Origin of the sequence: Ligilactobacillus apodemi DSM 16634 = JCM 16172, assembly GCF_001434405.1 — a bacterium.
Taxonomy (GTDB): domain Bacteria; phylum Bacillota; class Bacilli; order Lactobacillales; family Lactobacillaceae; genus Ligilactobacillus; species Ligilactobacillus apodemi.
In genome coordinates, this window is record NZ_AZFT01000053.1 from 571,305 (window position 1) to 591,077 (window position 19,773).

Genomic DNA, 19,773 nt, shown 5'->3' on the forward strand with positions numbered 1-19,773 from the left:
AAATTTTCTCTATTATAGCAGTCTAACACCAAAAAGAGAAGTTTAGTTCCATTAATTTTTCAATTTGACTTGTAGTTGTCGAGATAACGGTCTTCCTAACATCCCAACTAGTAAAACTTTGATAAGTCCCGGTAAAATAAAAGGAACCGTGCCGATCAACAACGCCTGGCTTAGCGTTAAATTACTTACGATCATCAGCCAGAGAGATCCTAGCAGCAATTGGATCGTTGCCCCAACGAGATTAGCCAGTAAAATATTGCTAAAGCTCTTTTGCTTTAAAAGCAAGCCACATGCTACTACATAGCAAATAAAACCAATAAGATAGCCCCCTGTGCTACTGAGAAAGACACTGATTCCCCCTCTAAAGTTTGCAAAGACTGGTAACCCCAAAGCTCCCATCAATAAATAAACAAGGATCGTTTCAAGCGCAAAATTCAAAGGCAAAAGCGTAGCGATCAAGCCAACTGCTAGCGTCTGAAGTGTTAATGGAATCATAAAAAATGGCACCGTCAATTGCGAACAAATAATCAATAAAGCTAACATTACGCCAGATAAAGACAAATAAAATAAACGATTTTTCATTAAAAATTTCTCTCCTACATACCAATTTATCTTCTCAAGCATAACTTTTACCCAGCTTTTTGTCAACCTAAACAATCACAAAGGTTAACTATAGCCATAAAAAAATAACAGGCAATTTGCCTGTTATTTTTTACTCTTTGACCTCTTCTTTTTCGGCAGTGATAATTATCTCAGTTTCAGGTGAAAACATTGCTCTTTGTGCCGGTGTTGGTTCCTCATCTGTGATAAATAGCGATATTTTATCTAACGGACAAATCCGGTAATAGGATTGGTTAACAAACTTATGGTGCTCTGCCACTAAGATGACTTTACGCGCCCGCTTTACCGCCATCCCCACAATTTGAGCATCATCTTGATCAAGTAAATAGGCTCCATTTGCATCGATACCCGAAGCTGCAATAAAGGCTGTGTCAAAAACGATATTTTGTAATTCTTCGATTGCTAAATTGGAGTAAAAATATCGATTTTCATGATTTAAAGTTCCACTCAAGACTTTAACTTTAACCTTGTTATGCTCGGCTAATGCCATACAATTATCCAACGAATGGGTTACGATCGTTAATGGCATATTGAGATTTTGACAAGTTTTGAGCAAAATCGTCGATGAGTCGACAAAATAGACTTGATGAGGTTTAAAATATTGTCCGGCCGCTAATGCGATTTGTGTCTTTTGCTTAGTAAAACGAGTCAACCGACTTTGAAAATTAGGGACACTTCTACCAAAATCAAGCGGTAAGATTCCCCCATGTGTTCGTCTCACTTCACCTTTTTTAGTCAGCAACACAATATCACGTCGTGCTGTATCTTGTGAGATCCCAAACTCTTGCATAATGTCTTTGGTCGATAGTTCTTGACGTTCTTCTAGCAATTGTTTGATCAATTCAATTCTTTTTTCCTGACTCATACGAACAGCACCTCTTAAATTATTCTCTAAATTCATTATACCGTTACATATATATAATTAAAAGTGCTTATAAACTAAAACTAACATCATTAACTTTCCTTACTTTAGAGCACACTAAAAAAGAGCCCCGCAGGACTCATTTTTATAAAGTACTTTCTAGTTAAAAGCAGCTTCAAGTTGTGGTACGATTTGCTTCTTACGTGAAACCACACCAGGAAGATCAACTTTATCAGCTGTTAAAGCCTTATCAAAAGCTTTTTCTACCATTTCTTTTGGTTCGCCGACAACTAATAAACGAGTATTGGAATCTAAAATATTAGTTACCATCAATAAGAATAAATCATAGCCTTCAGCTTCACATTGTGTAGTGATGGCTGCGCGTAAAGCATCTTCACGAGCAAAGACTTCATCCAAATCAACCGTATTAACTTGGTCGACCCGCACTGTCTTACCACCCATTTCAAATGATTTAGCATCAGCTGTGATCAATTCTTCTTCTGTTTTACTTGCCAAGTTTGTACCTGCTTTAAGCATTTCTAAACCATAGCTTTCAAGATCAACATCAGCAATTTCAGCTAAAGTTTTAGCTGCTACTTCATCTTTTTTAGTTGTTGTAGGTGATTTGAACAATAATGTATCAGAAATAATAGCTGAAAGCATCAAGCCAGCTAATTTAGCTGGGATTTCAACATCATTTTGCACAAATTCACCATAAATGATCGTGCTTGTGCAACCAACTGGTTCAGCATGGTAATACAATGGTGCAGCAGTCGCAAAGTTAGCGATTCGGTGGTGATCAACCACATTTGTTACTGTAACTTCTGCAATATCATCCACACTTTGTTGTTCTTCGTTGTGATCCACAAGCATTACAGCTGCTACTTCAGGGCTTGCTTTAGTGATCACCCGTGGTGCTGATTCAGCAAAATAGTCTAACACAAATTTTGTTTCTTCGTTTGGTTCGCCTAAAGCAACCGCTTCTACTTCGTTACCTAATGCATTTTGAAGGTATGCATATGCTTTAGCTGCTACGATCGCATCTGTATCAGGGTTCTTATGACCAAATACTAATTCTTTCATCAAATGATCTCTCCTATCTAAAGTATCTAACTCTAATAATAGTACCATAGACCGCCCTAAACTTAAATATATATTCAACTTAAAAAGAGAGATCACTGCCGATCTCTCTTAAAAATTATAAGCTTTCCTTTAGTCTAGCGACATAATCTTCTTGCGAAATGTAACGATCAAAGTTCTTTAAGAAACTGTCGATACGTGGAATTTGATCTTTCCCACGCCTAAAGACAAAGGCTAGATCAAATTTGATCTCAGGTTCAAATAATGCGATCCCTAATTGTCCATGGTTATGAGCCGCTACAAAAGAAGTCGGTAATGCGGTGTAGGTCCCTGTCTTTTTCGCAAACTCAAATAATTGTTCTGGTTTAGCAAAGTGAGCGACACTACTTGGACTATCGACCATTGAATTTTTATAAGCTTCTCTGATCGTATCATTTAAGTAATATTGTGGTGGATAAGTGACCCACTTATTACTCAAAGTATCTTTTAGGCGAACACGTTTACGCTTTTGCAAACGTTCATTATTATGCAAGAATAAGAGATCTTCGGTCAAGATCTTCTTAGTTTCGTAAGGTTTCCAGTTTTTTATACTATCATCTGGCAAGTACATTACGGCTAGATCAATTGTATTATTTTCTAAGCGCTCCCATATTTCTTTACGTGTCAACATATGGATCGATAACTTGATCCCACTATTTTCTTGGTAATATCTGACCGCAAATTCTGTGAATACACTATCTTCGATCGAGGCTAAAATACCAATATTGATCGTCCCTTGCGTTGCACTGGTCGATTGTTGGATCTCATCAGCTGCTTGATTAAGTGTTTCATAGATTTGGTGGGTTGCATCAAGCATTGTGTAACCCGCATCTGAAAGATGAAGTTTCTTTCCGACCGAGTAAAATAATGGTGCACCGACTGTGCGTTCAAGTTTTTTGATCTGTTGCGTTAAAGCTGGTTGGGTGATCCCTAAAATTTGGGCTGCTTGAGTATAACTCATCGTTTCAGCTAACTGTAAAAAATAAGTTAATGTTTTTGAAGAAAATATATTTTCTTGTTGTGTCTTCATATAAGAATATCCTTTCTACTAGCATTACTCATTATTAATTTTGATGTTAAATACCTTATCTTTATATAAATAAGTATACTATATTATGATAGAAATGTTAAAAAATTTCGCTCTTATTTTTATAAAAATAAACTTTGTCTAATAAAAAGTATCCTATATATTTTAAGTGTTTTTTACTATAAAAAGAAATAGCGATGACTTATACTTCCACACATAAGTCATCGCTACTTTCAGCTCAAATCACTTCCACACGATTTGAACAAATACGCAAGCACAAAGTAATAAACAAAACTGTTTTTTACCTGTACACACGTAATGATATCGTGAATCGCGCTTAAAAATCAAGTGATTTGCTAAAATATATCATTTATTTAACATTTAAAGCAGATTTTAATAATTTTTGTACTTTAGCGAGATTTTCCTGAGAAACAACTTCATAAGAAACACCATCAATTGTTTCACTCGTACCCTTTAATTGAACCTGCTCAATATTTTTAGCTTCACTATAATTTGCAAGAATATCTTTAATATCATCAAAGGTCAAATCGGTTTTTACATTTGATGATATCGCATTTAAAATACTTTGATACTTCGTGATGCTATTGATCGAAGCAGCCTTTTGAACTAAAGCTGTCACGACCATACGTTGCCGTAATTGACGACCATAGTCACCACGCGGATCTTCATAACGCATCCGAGTATAAGCCAAAATATTACTTGAATTGATCGTTACTTCACCTTTAGGGAAATGGATTCCCATGTTCGTGAAATCTAAGTCATTTTCAACCTTGACCGAACCAATTGCAGCCGAAAGTTGTTCTAAACCTTTCATGTTGATCTCAATATAGTGATCGATCGGAATATCTAAGTAATTTTGAATCGTATTGACCGCTCCAGTCACACCGCCATAAGCATAAGCAGCATTGATCTTATTATTACCAGAATAGCCAGCGATCGTTACTAATGTATCACGTGGAATACTTAATAATTGCGTTTTGTTTTTAGTAACTGCGGCTACCATGATCGTATCAGAACGTCCTTGTTCAGTCCGGCCATATTCACCAGTATCAGTCCCTAATAAAAGTACGGAGAATGGTTGGCCCTTACTTAAACTAACCTTAGAGCTCCGTTTATTTTCGTGTTTTACAGCCTTATATGTATTATCAACTGCTTTTTTTGCATCAAGATAAAATTTACCTGCAATTGCAATATTAACTAGTAAAATGACAGCGATAATGCCGACGACCCATCTCACCCATTTTTTCTTTTTACGTCCATGGCGATGCTTCTTATGCGACTTTTTTTCATCAGCCATTTAACTCACCCACCTTATAAAAGTATAATTATAACAAACCCTGTCCATTATAACAGTTATTGAATTATTTGTATAATACAAATGTACTTTAAGCTAAAAAAGAGTTATATCACTCCTATCAATTACGATAATAGTGATATAACTCATGTCAGTTTATTTCTAGTTAAACTAGCCGTTCCATTTTTCTGGAGCTAAGCGCCACTGTGCTAAAACTTTTTGTTCATCAGCTGAAATGTAGTCATTTTCGACAGCTGCTTCTAGTAATTCAGTATAATTTGTCAAGGTAAAGTATGACAAATTCTCCGCCGCAAAATTATCAGTGATCGCTTGCAGTTGGTAACTAAAGATCGCACCTACACCTAAAACATCGGCTCCTTCGTTTTGAGCTGCTTTAACTGCCTTTAACACACTTCCGCCAGTCGAAAGTAAATCATCGATCACGACCGTTTTAGCCCCTGGTTTTAAAACACCTTCAATTTGTTTTCCACGTCCATGATCTTTTGGCTTGGAACGAACGTAGATCAAGGGCAAATTAAGTTCTGCTGCGATCCATGCTGCATGTGGAATCCCTGCTGTAGCTGTGCCTGCGATCACTTCAGCTTCGGGATAATTTTCTTTGATCAAGGCTGCGATTCCTTGAGCGATTGCCGTGCGAATCTTAGGATAGCTGATCGTTAGACGATTATCACAATAAATTGGACTCTTGATGCCACTTGCCCAAACAAATGGTTCACTAGGCGATAATTTGACCGCTTGAATATCTAATAGATCTTTTGCGATTTCTTTCATTAATTTTCCCTCCAAAGTTCTTTAACAGTTGCATAAGCTACGACAGGATCTTTGGCTTGCGTGATCGAACGTCCAACGACGATCGCACTTGAACCGTTTTTCGCCGCTTTATCTGGTGTCATGACCCGTTTTTGATCACCAACACTATCATTGGCTAATCTAATTCCTGGCGTTACACGCAAAAACTCAGGCGTCGTTAACGCTTCAACTTGCTTAGCTTCATGCCCAGAGCAGACTACTCCATCTAGCCCGGAAGCATAGGCAAGTTTCGCATAATTAGCTACACTTTCCTGCAAGCTTACGGCTGATAGTTGCTCTTTTTTGACCATTGCTTCATCAGTTGAGGTCAATTGGGTGATCGCTAATAACTTAGGCTCTGCTTGCCCTGCTTGTAAAGCACCTTCCGTCAAACCATGCTTAGCCGCTTTTAACATTTCACTACCGCCACTAGCATGCGTTGTAGTTAAGCTGACTCCTAAACTCCCTAAAACAAACATTGCTCGCTCAACGGTATGAGGAATATCATGACACTTCAGATCTAAAAAGACATCATGTCCTAAAGCTTTAACTTCCTTAACGAGCTCTTGACCTTCACTGTAATAAAGTTCCATCCCAATTTTGACAAAAAGCTTTTCATCGGCGGGAAATTTTTCTAAAAAATCTAAGGCTACTTGGCGATCATTAAAATCTAGCGCAATGATCGGACGAGTTATTTTCATCTCTATCTAGCCTCCTTGACTTCGTTTATCAAAGTTTCTAGGCTATCAATTTGAAGTTCATCCATCAAACTAGGTAGTTCTTCGATCAAATGTGGGCAGATCAGTGGGTCATAGAAATGAGCTGTCCCTACTTGAACTGCGCTAGCACCTGCTAAATACATTTCGATCACATCTTTAGCACTCTTGATCCCACCTACCCCAATAATTGGAATATCAACTGCATGTGATACTTGATAGATCATCCGAATTGCGATCGGTTTGATCGAGTGTCCCGAAAAACCACCTGTTAAGTTACCTAAAACTGACTTACGAGTCTTTAAATCTAAACTCATCCCCATTAAAGTGTTGATCATCGTCAAGCCATCTGCTCCAGCTTGTTCAACAGCTTGGGCAATTGCAACAACATCGGTCACATTTGGTGATAACTTAACGTATACAGGAACAGCAGAAACTTCTTTTACGGCACGAGTCAATTTAGCTGCCGTCTTAGGATCAGTTCCAAAAGCCATCCCACCTTCATGAACGTTTGGGCAGGAGATATTTAATTCTAAAGCTGTTACTAAATTTGAATCCGAAAGTTTCTTAGCAACTTCCACGTAATCATCTAAAGTAGAGCCCCCAACACTGCCGATAATTGGAAGTTGTGGGTATTTTTCTTTTAAAGCAACTAATTTTTCAGAAATGACCACATCAACACCTGGATTTTGGAGACCCACGGCATTGATAACACCATTATCTAATACTGCGATTTTTGGATTGGGATTTCCGTCTCGTGGTTCTGGTGTTGTCGTTTTGACTACTAACGCACCTAATTCATTTAAATCGAACTTTTTAGCGGCAGAAACATCGCCAAAACCAAAAGTTCCACTAGCTGGCATGATAGGATTTTTCAAATCTAATCCGGGTAATTTTACTGCTAATCTTGTCATAATTTCCTCCTATAATGCATCGGTTGAGTAAGAGCGATTTTCTAATGCTTTAAGTAGCGCATCTACGGTATCAAATGAAGTCAACAACGCCACGTTATGCTCAATTGCTGTTTGGCGGATCACAAAGCCATCCGAAACTTTTTCTTGGTCATGATCCATCGTATTGATCGCAATATCTACTTCATTATTTTGGAGCGTTTCTAAAATTCCTTTTGCTGCATCATTTTGCCCGATCTTACCGACTTCTAAAGCATGTAACCCATTTTCTTTTAAGAAATCAGCGGTTCCTTTTGTTGCAAAGATGCGATAACCGATCCGCGCAAAGCGTTTAGCGAGTTGTAGAGCTGTCTTTTTGTCGTTATCTTTAACGGTAAACAAGACACTACCATTTTCTGGTAACTTGATATTTGCGCCATTAAAGGCTTTATATAAAGCCTTAGCGTAACTATAATCACTCCCCATAACTTCACCAGTTGATTTCATTTCTGGTCCTAATAAGCTGTCAACATCAGCTAACTTATTAAAGGAAAAGACTGGTGCTTTAACATGGATCATTTCCGATTCCGGATAGATTCCCGATTCGTAGCCGAGTTCTTTAAGTTTCTTACCTAAAATTACTTGAGTTGCTACTTGGGTCATCTTGATCCCGGTGATTTTACTTAAAAATGGTACCGTACGACTAGCACGTGGATTAACTTCAAGTACGTAAACTTCGCCTTGATGAACGATAAATTGAATGTTCATGATCCCCACACATTTTAAGGCGACAGCTAACTTTTGAGTGGCATCTTCAATTTGTTCTTTAACACTAGCACCAAAGTTTTGTGGCGGATAGACAGCCATTGAGTCACCTGAATGGACCCCAGCTTGTTCAATATGTTCCATAATGCCTGGAATCAAGACATCTTCGCCATCACAGATCGCATCAACTTCACATTCGTAACCTTCAAGGTAGGCATCAACTAAAATTGGATGATCTTTGGCTAAGTAAGCATTCTCAGCTAAATATTCATTTAATTCGGTATCGTTGTTAACGATCTCCATGGCACGTCCACCTAAAACATAACTTGGACGAACAAGCACAGGATAACCAATCTCATGTGCACAAGCTAAAACTCCTTCTTTTGTCGTAGCCGTTTTTCCGACTGGTTGTTTTAAGCCCAATTGCTTGATGATTTGATCAAATAATTCACGATCTTCTGCTCGATCAAGGTCTTCTACTTTAGTTCCTAAGACGTTTACTCCGTGTTTAGCCAAACCAGCAGCTAAGTTGATCGCTGTTTGCCCACCAAATTGAACGATCACACCCACTGGTTTTTCTAATTCAATCACGTTTAAAACTTCTTCTAAATCTAAAGGTTCAAAATACAATTTATCCGATACCGAAAAGTCGGTCGAAACCGTTTCAGGGTTAGAATTCATCACGATTGCTTCATAGCCCATCTTTTGGATCGCTTTAACGCTATGAACTGTCGCATAATCAAATTCGACACCTTGACCGATTCTGATCGGACCAGAACCAATAACTAACACTGATTCTTTGTCGGAAGGATGACTTTCATTTTCCATATCGTATGAACTATAGAAATATGGTGTATGTGATTCAAATTCAGCTGCACAAGTATCGACCATTTTATAAACTGGAATTATTTGATTTTCCTTCCGTAAGTCTCTGATCTCATCTACTGTTTTATGCCAAAGTTTTGCGATCGTGTAATCACTAAAACCATAATATTTAGCTTCTTTTAATACTTCGATATCGTTTGGTGCTTCTTTTAACTGAGCTTCAAGTTCTGTAATATGTTTTACAATATCTAAGTAATAAAGATTGATCTTAGTAAACTCGTGAACTTCTGCTAAAGAATAACCACGTCTAAAGGCTTCTGCAATATAAAACAAGCGATCATCTTGGGCATGTACTAATTTAGCTACTAATTCTTCATCGGAAGCTTCCATGGCCTTAGCTGCTAGCAGATCTTTTTCATCGATTTCAAGTGAGCGAACTGCTTTTTGTAAGGCTTCTTCTAAGTTACGCCCAATTGCCATTACTTCTCCAGTTGCCTTCATTTGTGTCCCTAATGTTCGGTCTGCTTGAGCAAATTTATCAAATGGCCATCGTGGGATCTTGGCAACAACATAGTCTAAAGCTGGTTCAAACTCGGCATAAGTTGTTTGTGTAACCGGATTTTTAATTTCATCTAGGGTAAGACCTACGGCAATTTTAGCCGCCATCTTAGCGATCGGATAGCCTGTAGCCTTAGAGGCAAGTGCTGATGACCGAGAAACACGGGGATTAACTTCAATCACATTATAATGGAAACTATTAGGATCAAGCGCTAACTGAACGTTACATCCACCTTCAATTTTCAAAGCTCTGATCAATTTTAAGGAGCAATCACGCAACATTTGATACTCACGGTCAGTCAATGTTTGAGTCGGAGCGACCACGATCGAATCCCCCGTATGGATCCCCACAGAATCAAAGTTTTCCATTGAACAAACGACCATCGCATTATTAGCCGAATCACGCATTACTTCAAATTCGATTTCTTTATAACCCATGATTGATTTTTCGATCAAACATTGTGTTGCTGGAGAAAGATCTAAACCGTTAGCAGCGATTTCAGCTAACTGAGCTGGTGTATCACACAAACCACCACCGGTTCCCCCCATCGTAAAGGCTGGACGAACGATCACCGGATAGCCAATTTCTGCAGCAAAATCTAAGGCAGCTTGCACCGTATTAACTGTCTTAGATGCTGGGATCGGTTCGTTTAACTCAAGCATTAATTCTTTGAATTTTTCGCGGTCTTCAGCTTGATCGATCGCCGAAAGCTTTGTTCCTAATAATTCAATACCTAATTCATCTAAAATTCCACTTTCATGTAAGGCAATCGCTAAGTTCAAACCAATTTGCCCCCCAAGTGTTGGTAAAAGTGCATCAGGATACTCTTGACGCATGATGCGGGATACCGATTCAACTGTTAACGGTTCTAAGTAAACACGATCTGCAATATCGGTGTCAGTCATAATCGTGGCTGGATTAGAGTTAACTAAAACTACTTCATAACCTTCTTCACGTAACGCCATACATGCCTGCGTACCAGAGTAATCAAATTCAGCAGCTTGGCCGATGATGATCGGTCCAGATCCAAGGACCATGATTTTTTTAATATCTGTTCTTTTAGGCATTTTTTTCATCCTTTCGTTGGTCGATCATATGCATAAAGTCATCAAAAAGGTCTACGGCATCGTGTGGACCAGGCGCAGCATCTGGGTGGAATTGCACGCTAAATGCTTTATATTTTTTATGTCTTAATCCTTCAACAGTACCATCATTGATCTCTTTATGAGTGATGATCAATTCATCTTTATCAACTGTAGCTGGATCAACTGCATAACCATGATTTTGTGAAGTAAAATTGATGCGTCCAGTTGCGATTTCACGCACAGGGTGATTAAAACCACGGTGACCAAATTTCATCTTGTATGTGTCTGCTCCGTTAGCCAAAGCAAAGATCTGATGTCCTAAACAGATTCCAAATAATGGATAATGCTGTTGGATCTCCTTGACCATTTCAACTGCATGTAAAACATCTTTAGGATCACCAGGGCCATTTGAAAGCATGACACCGTCTGGCTTAAGGTTCATGATGTCTTGTGCCGTTGCGCTAGATGGTAAGACGATCGTATTGCAATCTCTTTTTGAAAGTTCGCGTAAGATACTGTGCTTTAAACCATAATCAACTAAGACCACATTGCGTTTTTCACCTGGATTAGGATATGGCTTAGTCGTTGAGACTTGAGCAACTACTCGATCATTTAAAACAGTAGCTCGCAATTGATCTAAGGTATGATCCATATCGTGTAAGGAATCAACTAAACATCCCTTCATCGTACCGTGTTCACGTAATTTTTTAGTCAAGGCACGGGTATCGATATGGCAAATCCCTGGGATCTTCATTTGTTTTAAAAAGCTATCAAAGTCATTTTGTTTTCGCCAACTATCAGAAACTCGTGCAACCTCACGGCAAACCACCCCACAACAGTTTGGCGTGATCGATTCATAATCATCTAGGTTTACGCCGTAGTTTCCGATCAAGGGGTTAGTAAAGACCAAAATCTGGTTAGCAAATGATTGGTCAGTGATTGCTTCTTGATAGCCTGTCATTCCAGTAGTAAAAACAACTTCACCGGTTGATTGCCCTTCAAAACCAAAAGCCTTGCCACTAAAGACACTGCCATCTTCTAATACTAAATATCGTTGCATGCCTAATCCTCCTTTTGATAAGCGACTTTTCCGTTTACCAATGTCATATATGTTTCACCGTAGACTTTTTGTCCCGTAAATGGAGTATTTTTCCCTTTTGAAAAATAATATTCTTCCTTAAGCTCAAATTCATTTTCAAGATCAAAAATTGCAATATCCGCTGTAGCTCCAGCATAAAGTACACCAGCTGCAAAGTTGAATTTTTCAGCCGGATTCTTAGCCATCAAGTCTAAAAGTTGCGCTAATGTCAATATCTTTTCTTGTTTAACTAACCGTGTATATAACAATGCAAAGGCTGTTTCACTTCCAGTGATCCCAAAAGCCGAGGTCCGCATATCACCCGTCTTTTCATCAATACTGTGTGGGGCATGATCAGTTGCGATCATATCGATCGTTCCATCTAAGATTCCAGCGATTAAAGCCTGTTGGTCTTCATTTGCACGCAAAGGTGGATTCATCTTATAAAAACCATCATTAGCTGGGATATCTTCTTCGTTTAAAAGCAAATGGTGGGGCGAAACTTCACAAGTCACATTGATGCCGTGTGCCTTAGCTAATCTCACTAATTCAACACTTTCTTTAGTTGAAACATGGCATACATGGTAGTGGACCCCAGTTTCTTTAGCTAACAAGAGATCGCGTGCGATCTGCGAAGATTCACTGATTCCCAAAATCCCTGGTAAACCTAATTCTTTTGCACGTTTTCCAGCATTCATCACGCCACCAAATAAAAGAGAATTATCTTCGACGTGTGCTACAAGTGCAACGCCTAGTTTTTTAGCTGCAAGCATTGCCTGATACATCGTACCTGCTGTTTGGACACCACAACCGTCATTACTAAAGGCAAACGCTCCAGATGCTTTCATCCCTGCGTAGTCTAACAACTGATCACTTTTTAATCCTTTCGTGATCGCCCCATATTGTTTGATATTCACGACCCCATCTTGCTTGTTTAATGCAACTAATTCACTCACTTTTTCCGGTGTATCCGGTACTGGATCTAAGTTTGGCATGGCACAAACTGTCGTATAGCCACCATGCGCAGCGGCTAAAGAACCAGTCTTGATGGTTTCTTTATGAGTAAAACCTGGTTCACGATAATGAACATGAACATCAACTAAGCCTGGGGCAACTAATTTATTTTGGGCATCAATCACTTGATCACACGCCACATCGCTTAAATCAGTCCCTAGAAGTGTGATTTTGTCATCTTCAAGCAAGAGATCATTTTTTAAAAGTTTTCCATTTTGATAAACTGTACCATTCTTAATTAATGTCTTCATTAATTTTGCCTCCTAAATTTCGTTCATTGATCACTGCTTCTAGCATTGCCATCCGCATAAAGACACCATTTTGCATCTGTGCTTTAAAACGTGACTTAGGTGCTTCAACTAGCTCACTTGCAAATTCAACATCCCGATTGATCGGACCAGGATGCATTACGATTGCATCTGATTTTAAGCGTTCATAACGCTCCTTAGTTAAGCCAAATTCTTGATGATATCGTTCTTTAGAAAAATTCGCTTCATTTTGATCACCAGCATGACGTTCATGTTGGACCCGAAGTAGCATTAAGACATCAACTTCAGCAACTAATTCATCTAATGTTTTATACGTACCATATTGCTCAAAGCTTGGATCATACCAATATTTAGGACCCGAGAAGAAAACTTTTGCCCCTAACTTATTTAGCAATTCCATATTACTTTTAGCAACGCGTGAATTAGTAATGTCACCTACGATCGCTACCTTTAGCCCCTTGAATTTACCAAATTGCTCATAAATCGTTAACATATCTAACAAGCACTGTGACGGATGTTGTCCGCTACCGTCGCCACCGTTAACGATTCCGATTGAAAGTGTCTGAGTTGGTGCTAAGTCGATCAACTTTTGATAATACTGATTTTCTGAGTGACGAATCACTGCCAGATCAACGCCAAGCGCATCCATGGTCAGCAAAGTATCATACAAAGTTTCACCTTTGTTGACAGAACTTTGTTTAGGATCAAAGGATAAGACATTTAAACCTAACTTTCTTTCTGCCATTTCAAAGCTCGTATGCGTACGAGTTGAGTCTTCAAAAAACATATTGACACAATAAACTTCACTTAAGTCTTTTTCAGGTTTTCCACCCTGTTTAAAATATTGTGCCCGTTTGATCAAAGCTAAGACTTTATCTTCATCTAATTCATCGACCGATACAAAATGTTGCATTATTTTTCCTCCTAAGCTTAACGCTCACTAAAAGCATATTTAGGTAATACTAAGTTAAGCACGATCCCAAATACCGTTGCTAAAGCGATACTTGTTAACTGGAAGTTACCTAATTGTAAGTATGTGCCTCCCACACCGACTACCAGAATAACTGAGGTAATAACTAGATTTCGCTTCAATGAGTAGTTAACTTTATTATCAACTAAAATTTGTAAACCATTTGAGGCGATCATCCCAAAGAGTAAAAACGAGATCCCACCGATTACTGGGTTAGGGATCGATTGGATCAAAGCTGAAACTTTGCCACAAAAACTAAAGACGATCGCAAAAAAGGCTGCCCCACCGATCACCCAAACTGAGTGAACTTTAGACATGGCTAAAACACCAATATTTTCACCATATGAAGTTGTTGGTGGTCCACCAGCAAAACCAGCAATAACACTTGAAAGACCATCCCCAAGTAACGTCCGGTTCAACCCAGGATCTTTAAAGAAATTACGTTTAGTCAACTTATTTAAAACCATAATGTGACCCATGTGTTCTGTCATTGTTACAAGGGCAATTGGGGCCATCCCTAAAATCGCAGCAGGATACCATTTAAAATCATAATTGACAAACATGACATCAAACGATGGTAAGGTAAACCATTTAGCTTCTACCATGGCAGTAAAATCAACAATTCCAACAATAACAGCTAAGATATAGCCTCCAATGATCCCAAGTAAAACTGGGATCATACTTGGAAAACCACGTAGAAAGATATTAAAAATAATAGTGATCAAAAGTGTAAAGATCGCAACTCCAAAAAATTTCAAGTCATAATTTGAATTATTCATCATTGCGTCATTAGCTGCGGTCGTTGCTAACGAAAGTCCAATTACAATAATAATTGGTCCAACTACAACTGGTGGTAATAATTTATCGACCCAGCTTGAACCAAATTTTCCGACGATCAAAGAGACGATCACGTAAACTAGCCCCGCTGCGATTGCACCTTGGCCAACTGCAGGATAGCCATAATTTTTCATTAAAACTTGCATCGTCATAATAAAAGCAAAACTTGAACCTAAATATGCAGGGATCTTCGCTTTAGTACATAAGAGATAAACGATCGTTCCGACCCCAGAACAAAATAACGCAATACTTGGATTTAAGCCGATCAATAACGGTACTAAAACCGTGGCACCGAACATCGTAAATAAATGTTGGATAGATAATAATAGCCAATGGGGTAAGGTGGGACGGTCATTGATATCTAACAACGCATCTTCATTTCTAAAAACTTCTTTTTTACTCATTTCATTCTCCTTTTAGCCTAGTTTTTGCTAAGAAAAAAGCCCGAAATATTTCATTTCGGGCTCTAAAAGGTAGACTTAAGCATACTATCACTTAAGTCTTTTAACCCTTTTTGCCCTCTCTGGAGCCAATTAAAACGGTCAGCTTATTTAATTGTCTTTAATTCAATTCCGTCTTTACCATCGATTTCTTCAACAAAGACCGAAACTTCTTCATTTAATGAAGTTGGAATATTTTTACCAACAAAATCTGCACGAATTGGTAACTCGCGGTGCCCGCGATCAACTAAAATAGCTAAGTTGATCGTCTTTGGGCGGCCCTGATCCATTAATGCATCAAGTGCGGCGCGAATCGTCCTACCGGTAAAGAGCACATCATCAACTAGGATCACATGTTTATCGTTGATATCAAAAGCAATTTGACTACCTTTAACGACTGGCTCATTTTTTTCATTCGCATCATGATGAACATCATCTCGATAAAGTGAGATATCAAGTTCTCCCACTGGAATAGTTACATCTTCTAATTGTTGTAATCGCGCAGCAATTCGTTTAGCAAGATAGATTCCTCGTGTCTTGATCCCAACTAAAACGATATTATCAACGCCCTTATTTTTTTCAATGATCTCATAAGTCATTCGTGTCAATGCGCGTTTCATTGTAATTGCATCAATTATTTCCTTAGCCACAGCTAAAAACCTCCTAAAAATTATAAAAAAAGCGCTATTCTTAAAGATACACTCTAAGAATAGCGCTAAATAAATAGACTCCACCCGTGGAAGCTACTATAAAACCGTACCTTGCTAGCCTCACAGGACTACTCTTAAAGGACTTGCTTATTTATTTATAAATAATTTACTTTATTTCTGCTGTTTTGTCAAGATATGCTAACTGTTTTTTAAAAACTTCCGGTAAATCTGCTTCAAAAGTCATAAATTCACCAGTTCGTGGATGCTCAAACCCTAATTTAGCAGCATGTAAAAATTGGCCGTTTCCCTTGATCGTTTTTTTAGGGCCGTATAAAGGATCACCTACTAACGGATGACCAATATATTTCATATGCACTCTGATTTGATGCGTTCGACCGGTTTCTAAACGGCAACTGATCAAAGTATAATTCTGATATCGTTTTAAGACTTTAAAATGTGTGATCGCATCGCGCCCACCAGCTACAACTGCTTGTTTTTTACGATCCTTAGGACTTCTAGCTAAAGGAGCATTGATCGTGCCACTATCTTCTTTGATCCGACCATGAACTAAAGCAATATACTCCCGTAAATTAGTCTTATCTTTTAACTGTTGCGCTAAACTTCGATGCGCTTGATCATTTTTAGCAACCATTAATAGGCCCGAAGTATCCTTATCAATTCGATGAACTATGCCGGGCCGAAATGTACCGTTGATCGTTGATAAAGGACAGTGGTATAGCAAAGCATTTACTAGCGTATGTTTTTCGTGTCCTGGTGCTGGATGAACAACCATTCCTTGTGGTTTATTGACAACGACTACATCTTCATCTTCATAAACTATATCCAGCTTTATATTTTCAGGTTCGACCGCAAGTGTCTTGATCTCTGGTTCTTGTAAAACTATCTTATCTCCAGTTTTAACTTTATATTTTCCTTTTTGTTTAGTAGCGTTAACTAAAATATTTCCTTGCTCCAATAACTGTTGGATCTGAGAACGGGAATATTCTGGAAAAATTATGGTCAACACTTTATCTAAACGCCCCGTTTGGCTTGTGATCACTGCTTCTTTCAACAAATCTCATCCTTCTTTTATTGATTAACTTTATTATAGCAAGATTTTTTCCATAATAAAAAGCCCCAGGACAAACCTAGAGCTTACGAGATAGAAATCTAGAAATTTTCATCTTTTAACATTGTTAGCAAAATAATGATCACGCCGATGGTCAAAGCACAGTCAGCAATATTAAACACTGGAAAATTAATGAAATTCAATTCAAACATATCAACGACATATCCTGAAAAGAGTCGATCGATCAAATTTCCAAGTGTTCCCCCGATCACTAAAGAAAAGCCTAGACCATATCCCCAATTATGGTACAATTTCTTAAAATAATAGCCAAAAATAACAAGTGCTATTATAGAAATAATGATCAAGATCCACCTTTGCCCTAAAAACATACTCCAAGCGGCGCCATAATTTCGAACGTGTCCCACAGATAAGATCCCTGGAAGCACTTCATAACTGATATTTAGCGGTACATTTTGTTGAATAAAGATTTTCATCAATTGATCAAGCAAAACGACTGCAAAAATCAAGAGAATATATAATGGCATTTATCAATATCCTTTCTCTATCTTATACTCTCATAACAATAGTACCAAATCCATCTTATCTCAATTTTTTACAAAAATAAAGCCAAATACTAGACGCATTTGGCTTTATTACAAAAGTTAGTTTTATTAATAAAGACCTATGATCGTTCCATCATCAGCTAGATTCATCCCCATCGCCGCTGGGACCTTAGGTAAACCTGGCATTGTTAAAACATTTCCAGTCAAAGCAACGATGAAACCTGCCCCTAATTTAGGTACAAATTCACGCACATGGATCGTAAAATCAGTTGGTGCCCCTAATTTCTTAGGATCATCAGATAAGGAATATTGTGTTTTTGCCATGCAGACAGGTAATTTATCCCATCCAAATGTTTTAAATTCCTGCAACTGGCGAAGGGCCTTAGGACTAAACTCTACATCTTTTCCACCATAGATTTCGGTTACGATCGTTTTGATCTTATCTTCAAGCAGGTCCTCTTTAGCATACAATTCGACTGGGGCAACATCTTTATCACAAGTTTTAATGACAGTTTGTGCTAAATCCAAGGCCCCTGTGCCACCTTTAGCCCAAACATCAGCTACAACAGCTTTAGTATCAATCTCTGCACAAAGTTCAACTAATTTTGTCAATTCAGCCTCAGTGTCAGCCATAAAACGATTGATCGCCACTACAACTGGAATATTGTAGCGTTTCATACTCTTAATATGACGAGCTAAATTAGCAAAGCCGTTTTCTAGCGCAACAAGATCTTCGTGATCAAGTTCATTTTTAGCAACTCCACCATTCATCTTTAAAGCTCTAACAGTCGCAACGATCACGATCGTATCTGGATATTTGCCTAACTGTGGCGCTTTGATATCTAAGAATTTTTCAGCACCTAGATCAGCCCCAAAACCAGCTTCTGTGACCGTGTAATCTGCCAATTGTAAAGCTGTCTTAGTTGCTAAAACGCTATTACAACCGTGAGCAATATTAGCAAAGGGACCACCGTGAATAATTGCTGGTGTATGTGCCAAAGTTTGAACTAAATTAGGCTTTAATGCATCTTTTAAAAGTAACGCAAGTGCGCCTGTAACACCTAGTTGATCAACTGTTACAGGTTCTTTTTCAAATGTATATCCGATCACGATTTTTCCTAGGCGTCGCTTTAAATCGGCAATATCAGTTGCTAAACAAAGGATCGCCATCATTTCAGAAGCAACCGTGATATCAAATCCATCTTCTCGTGGAATACCTTGCGTGATTCCACCGATTCCGATCACCACATGACGTAAAGCACGATCATTGATATCCAAAACACGTTTCCAAATAACACGACGTTGATCGATTCCCAACTTATTTCCTTGGTAAATATGATTATCGATCAAAGCTGCTAAAGTATTATTAGCCGTCGTTAACGCATGCATATCTCCAGTAAAGTGAAGATTGATATCTTCCATTGGAACAACTTGTGAATAACCACCGCCAGTTGCGCCACCTTTCATTCCCATAACTGGACCTAAGGAGGGCTCACGTAAGGCAATCATTGCCTTTTGACCACTTAAGTTTAAAGCATCACCTAAGCCAACCGTTACAGTTGATTTACCTTCCCCTGCTGGAGTTGGGTTAACTGCAGTTACCAAGATCAATTTTTGCTTTGTTTTTGGTCGAGCTGACAAGGGGAGACCGATTTTTGCTTTATAAGGACCATATTGTTCAATCTCGTCTTCACTTAGTCCTGCTTTTTTAGCGATTTCTACAATTGGTAACATTTCACTTTGTTGTGCAATTTCAATATCCTTCACTTCACATGCGCTCCTTTAATAAAATTAAGTTTAGTATACGTCATTTTTCGTGTTTTGTCACCTTAAAAACCAAAAAATTAGTATAAACGGTTTATTTCTAATTTAAATCCGAACTTTCTAAAAGCTCAAAACATTTATTTTTGCTTTTTGGCAACATCAAAAGCGAATATGTACGATATTTATCGGTAATTTTCAATTGCATCCGGGTCTTTTCAACTTTTTTGATTTCCGAACGAAAAATCTTCTTGTTGTTTAACGATAAAACATTTTTAATTTGTACTTCTCGTTCAGTTAAAATGATCTTTCGCCTAAAAATTTGAATCAACGTTACTAGTAAAAATAACACAAAAGTTAGCGCAGTCCAGATTTGAAAAACAGTTATTTCTAACCATAAGAATAGACTTGTCAAAAAAATCATAAAAGTATATGACCAACAAGTGATCGAACTTGGAATATCAGGTTGGCAATAAAATTTTTGTTTCAACTAAAAAACACCTTTCTTTTGGTAAATACCCTGATTAG

General features: G+C 38.1%; 18 protein-coding genes. All 18 read right to left on the reverse strand.

Going from position 1 to position 19,773, the window contains the following annotated elements:
• Positions 1-51: 51 nt before the first annotated feature.
• Positions 52-582, reverse strand: a complete 531-nt coding sequence (locus tag FC32_RS08115) for a biotin transporter BioY (protein WP_025087406.1) — start codon at positions 580-582, stop codon at positions 52-54.
• A 130-nt stretch (positions 583-712) separates the two neighbouring features.
• On the reverse strand, positions 713-1,486 hold the full coding sequence (locus tag FC32_RS08120) for a DeoR/GlpR family DNA-binding transcription regulator (RefSeq protein ID WP_025087407.1): 774 nt from the start codon (positions 1,484-1,486) through the stop codon (positions 713-715).
• 156 nt (positions 1,487-1,642) lie between these two features.
• Complete coding sequence (locus FC32_RS08125) at positions 1,643-2,566, reverse strand: manganese-dependent inorganic pyrophosphatase (protein WP_025087408.1); 924 nt, start codon at positions 2,564-2,566, stop codon at positions 1,643-1,645.
• 115 nt (positions 2,567-2,681) lie between these two features.
• Positions 2,682-3,632 carry a LysR family transcriptional regulator gene (locus FC32_RS08130; protein WP_025087409.1) on the reverse strand — a complete coding sequence of 317 codons (951 nt, stop codon included), beginning with the start codon at positions 3,630-3,632 and terminating at the stop codon, positions 2,682-2,684.
• 367 nt (positions 3,633-3,999) lie between these two features.
• Positions 4,000-4,947 (reverse strand): LCP family glycopolymer transferase, encoded by a 948-nt coding sequence (locus FC32_RS08135; protein ID WP_025087410.1) that lies wholly within the window; start codon positions 4,945-4,947, stop codon positions 4,000-4,002.
• Positions 4,948-5,115: 168 nt separating this feature from the next.
• Complete coding sequence (gene pyrE, locus FC32_RS08140; protein ID WP_025087411.1) at positions 5,116-5,736, reverse strand: orotate phosphoribosyltransferase; 621 nt, start codon at positions 5,734-5,736, stop codon at positions 5,116-5,118.
• A complete protein-coding gene (gene pyrF / locus FC32_RS08145) occupies positions 5,736-6,455 on the reverse strand; it encodes an orotidine-5'-phosphate decarboxylase (RefSeq protein WP_025087412.1) in 720 nt (239 codons plus the stop codon). The genes pyrE and pyrF overlap by 1 nt, the downstream gene beginning before the upstream one ends.
• Before the next feature lie 2 nt (positions 6,456-6,457).
• Entirely contained in the window at positions 6,458-7,384 is a 927-nt protein-coding gene (locus FC32_RS08150) for a dihydroorotate dehydrogenase (RefSeq protein ID WP_025087413.1), read from the reverse strand.
• 9 nt (positions 7,385-7,393) lie between these two features.
• The gene (gene carB, locus FC32_RS08155; protein ID WP_025087414.1) at positions 7,394-10,576 is read right to left on the reverse strand and encodes a carbamoyl-phosphate synthase large subunit; all 3,183 of its coding nucleotides are present in this window, start codon (positions 10,574-10,576) and stop codon (positions 7,394-7,396) included.
• Positions 10,569-11,654: a carbamoyl phosphate synthase small subunit gene (locus FC32_RS08160; protein ID WP_025087415.1), complete on the reverse strand. Its 1,086-nt coding sequence runs from the start codon at positions 11,652-11,654 to the stop codon at positions 10,569-10,571. Before FC32_RS08160 ends, carB begins: the two co-directional genes overlap by 8 nt.
• 2 nt (positions 11,655-11,656) lie before the next feature.
• Entirely contained in the window at positions 11,657-12,937 is a 1,281-nt protein-coding gene (locus tag FC32_RS08165; protein ID WP_025087416.1) for a dihydroorotase, read from the reverse strand.
• Positions 12,921-13,868, reverse strand: coding sequence for an aspartate carbamoyltransferase catalytic subunit (locus FC32_RS08170; RefSeq protein ID WP_025087417.1), 948 nt, complete (start codon positions 13,866-13,868; stop codon positions 12,921-12,923). Before FC32_RS08170 ends, FC32_RS08165 begins: the two co-directional genes overlap by 17 nt.
• 17 nt (positions 13,869-13,885) lie before the next feature.
• The gene (locus tag FC32_RS08175) at positions 13,886-15,166 is read right to left on the reverse strand and encodes a solute carrier family 23 protein (protein WP_056957381.1); all 1,281 of its coding nucleotides are present in this window, start codon (positions 15,164-15,166) and stop codon (positions 13,886-13,888) included.
• A gap of 143 nt (positions 15,167-15,309) precedes the next feature.
• A complete protein-coding gene (gene pyrR, locus FC32_RS08180) occupies positions 15,310-15,852 on the reverse strand; it encodes a bifunctional pyr operon transcriptional regulator/uracil phosphoribosyltransferase PyrR (RefSeq protein WP_025087418.1) in 543 nt (180 codons plus the stop codon).
• 166 nt (positions 15,853-16,018) lie between these two features.
• Complete coding sequence (locus tag FC32_RS08185) at positions 16,019-16,924, reverse strand: RluA family pseudouridine synthase (protein WP_025087419.1); 906 nt, start codon at positions 16,922-16,924, stop codon at positions 16,019-16,021.
• Between the two features lie 98 nt (positions 16,925-17,022).
• The gene (gene lspA / locus FC32_RS08190; protein ID WP_025087420.1) at positions 17,023-17,466 is read right to left on the reverse strand and encodes a signal peptidase II; all 444 of its coding nucleotides are present in this window, start codon (positions 17,464-17,466) and stop codon (positions 17,023-17,025) included.
• A 126-nt stretch (positions 17,467-17,592) separates the two neighbouring features.
• Positions 17,593-19,251 (reverse strand): formate--tetrahydrofolate ligase, encoded by a 1,659-nt coding sequence (locus FC32_RS08195; RefSeq protein ID WP_025087421.1) that lies wholly within the window; start codon positions 19,249-19,251, stop codon positions 17,593-17,595.
• 97 nt (positions 19,252-19,348) lie between these two features.
• Positions 19,349-19,735 carry an EbsA family protein gene (locus tag FC32_RS08200; RefSeq protein WP_025087422.1) on the reverse strand — a complete coding sequence of 129 codons (387 nt, stop codon included), beginning with the start codon at positions 19,733-19,735 and terminating at the stop codon, positions 19,349-19,351.
• Positions 19,736-19,773 lie beyond the last annotated feature (38 nt).